This window comes from Bacteroides sp. CAG:633 (assembly GCF_000435115.1).
In the GTDB taxonomy this organism is placed as follows: domain Bacteria; phylum Bacteroidota; class Bacteroidia; order Bacteroidales; family Bacteroidaceae; genus Bacteroides; species Bacteroides ndongoniae.
Genome location: NZ_FR883086.1, coordinates 301 through 2,660 on the forward strand (window position 1 = coordinate 301; position 2,360 = coordinate 2,660).

A 2,360-nucleotide genomic window follows, 5' to 3' on the forward strand; every position below is an offset into this window, starting at 1 on the left:
CCGGCCCGGTCGGCCAGGCCGTAGCCTGCTTTGTCAGTGCCGACCGTGCTTACTTCAAGCAATGCCGCTTCCTGGGATTCCAGGATACTCTGTACACCTATGCGAAAGGCTGCCGCCAGTACTACGAAGACTGCTACGTGGAAGGAACGGTGGACTTCATCTTCGGCTGGTCGACGGCTGTCTTCAACCGTTGCCGCATCCACAGCAAGGGCAAGGGCTACGTGACGGCTCCTTCTACCGACGAAGGACAGCCCTACGGCTACGTGTTCTACGACTGTCGGCTGACGGCAGACGAGGGAGTGGACGATGTCTATCTGTCCCGCCCGTGGCGGCCGTATGCACAGGCAGTGTTTATCCGTTGCGACCTGGGCAGCCACATTCTGCCCGCAGGCTGGCACAACTGGGGCAAGAAGGAGGCTGAAAAGACCGTCTTCTATGCCGAATACCAAAGTAAGGGTGCGGGAGCAGCGACGGTAGCCGAGCGTGCACTTTTCTCCCGTCAGTTGAAAGACTTGCAAGGCTATTCCATCGAGGAAGTATTGGCAGGCAACGACGGATGGAACCCGGTGAAGAACGGCAATGCTTTGTTGGACATAAAACGATGAAACGACGTATGAAACAGGCTTTTTTCTTACTTCTCTTTCTGTGTTTGGCTCTGCTTCCCTTGCAGGCCGAGAACAACCCTTACCGCAGCGATGTGCTGTGGGTGACAGTGCCCGACCATGCCGACTGGCTGTACCGGACGGGCGAGAAGGCAACAGTCGAAGTACAACTGCTGAAGTACGGCATGCCGCAGGACGGGGTCACCGTTCACTACGAGATGGGCGGCGACATGATGCCGGCCGATGCCCAAGGCAGCGTACAGCTGAAACACGGCAAGGCCGTGATAAACGTGGGCACCATGAAGCAGCCGGGTTTCCGCGACTGTCGCATGTGGGCTACGGTGGACGGGAAGACGTACCGTCATCACATCAAGGTAGGCTTCTCGCCCGAAGAGATTCGCCCCTATACCACGAAACCTGCTGATTTCGAAGTGTTCTGGGAGAAAAACAAAGCCGAACTGGCCAAAGTTCCTCTGAAATATACGAAGGTGCGTGCTGAACAGTATTGTACCGACCGGATAGACTGCTATCTCGTCAAGTTGCAGGTCAGTGCGCGCGGACAGTCCGTTTACGGCTATCTGTTCTATCCCAAGCAGGCGGCCAAAGGGACGTGTCCCGTGGTACTTTGTCCCCCGGGGGCAGGCATCAAGACCATTAAAGATCCTTTGCGCCACAAGTACTATGCCGAAGAGGGATGCATCCGTTTCGAAATCGAGATACACGGCCTGAATCCGGAAATGAGCGCCGAAACTTTCCGTGAAATCAGTGATGCCTTCAACGGACGCGAGAACGGCTATCTGATGAATGGTCTGGACAACCGGGACCATTACTATATGAAGCGCGTTTATCTGGCCTGCATACGCAGCATCGATCTGCTGACTTCCTTGCCCGAGTGGGACGGGAAGAACGTCATTGTGCAGGGAGGCAGTCAGGGCGGAGCCTTGGCGCTGGTCACTGCCGGACTGGACAAACGCGTCACTGCCTGTGTGGCCAATCATCCGGCACTGAGCGACATGGCGGGCTACAAAGCCGGGCGGGCAGGCGGATATCCGCACTTCTTCCGCACCGAAGGCATGGATACCCCCGACAAGTTGCGGACGATGGCTTACTATGACGTAGTCAACTTTGCCCGTCGCATCCAGGTTCCTGTCCGTATGACGTGGGGATACAACGACGACGTATGCCCGCCCACTACCAGTTATGCTGTTTACAATGTACTGTCGTGCCCCAAGGAGGCCCTGATAACACCCGTCAACGAGCATTGGACTTCGGACGACACTGAGCGCAGTCACTGGGAGTGGATAAAGAAGCAACTGAAGTAAGCGGTTCTGCGTTCGCGGCAGTCGTTTCTGTCAGTCACGGCTTTAGATGCCGGTCGAAGAAGTCGAGGGTAGCCTGTTGCATGTCTTTGCTGAAGAAGTGTTTTTCGTCCCATACGCGGGTGACAAGATTCTCGGCGGCATGCTGGCTGTCCCACACCTGCTGCATAGTGGCGAAAGCATCCTCCACGCCTTCAAGAGGAAACAACTTGTCCTTGCTTCCGCAAAAGAACAGGGAAGGCTTGGGGCAGGCGATGGCAGCTACATGCGGATAGTCCAGGTAGCGTCTGATGCCCGGAATGAGCATGGCGAAGGCCGAACCTCCTTTGTTCTGATTGTTGGTCAGCGTCATCAGGTGTTCGGTCGTGTTCATCCAGCAGACCGAAGCCGCCGCTTTGACCGTATCGGTCAGCGCCGCAAGCATCCACGAGCGGTAAGC

At 56.4% G+C, this 2,360-nt stretch carries 1 protein-coding gene and 2 pseudogenes (1 of these 3 running past the window's edge); 2 read left to right on the plus strand and 1 reads right to left on the minus strand.

What is annotated here, in order from left to right; translation table 11 throughout:
* Positions 1-605: pseudogene (locus tag QVP67_RS09205) on the plus strand (pectinesterase family protein) (its annotated part extends 300 nt beyond the left edge of the window); the annotation flags it as partial.
* An 8-nt stretch (positions 606-613) separates the two neighbouring features.
* Complete coding sequence (locus QVP67_RS09210; RefSeq protein ID WP_022163275.1) at positions 614-1,924, plus strand: acetylxylan esterase; 1,311 nt, start codon at positions 614-616, stop codon at positions 1,922-1,924.
* Positions 1,925-1,958: 34 nt separating this feature from the next.
* Here QVP67_RS09210 and QVP67_RS09215 read toward each other — a convergent pair.
* Positions 1,959-2,360: pseudogene (locus tag QVP67_RS09215) on the minus strand (hypothetical protein); the annotation flags it as partial.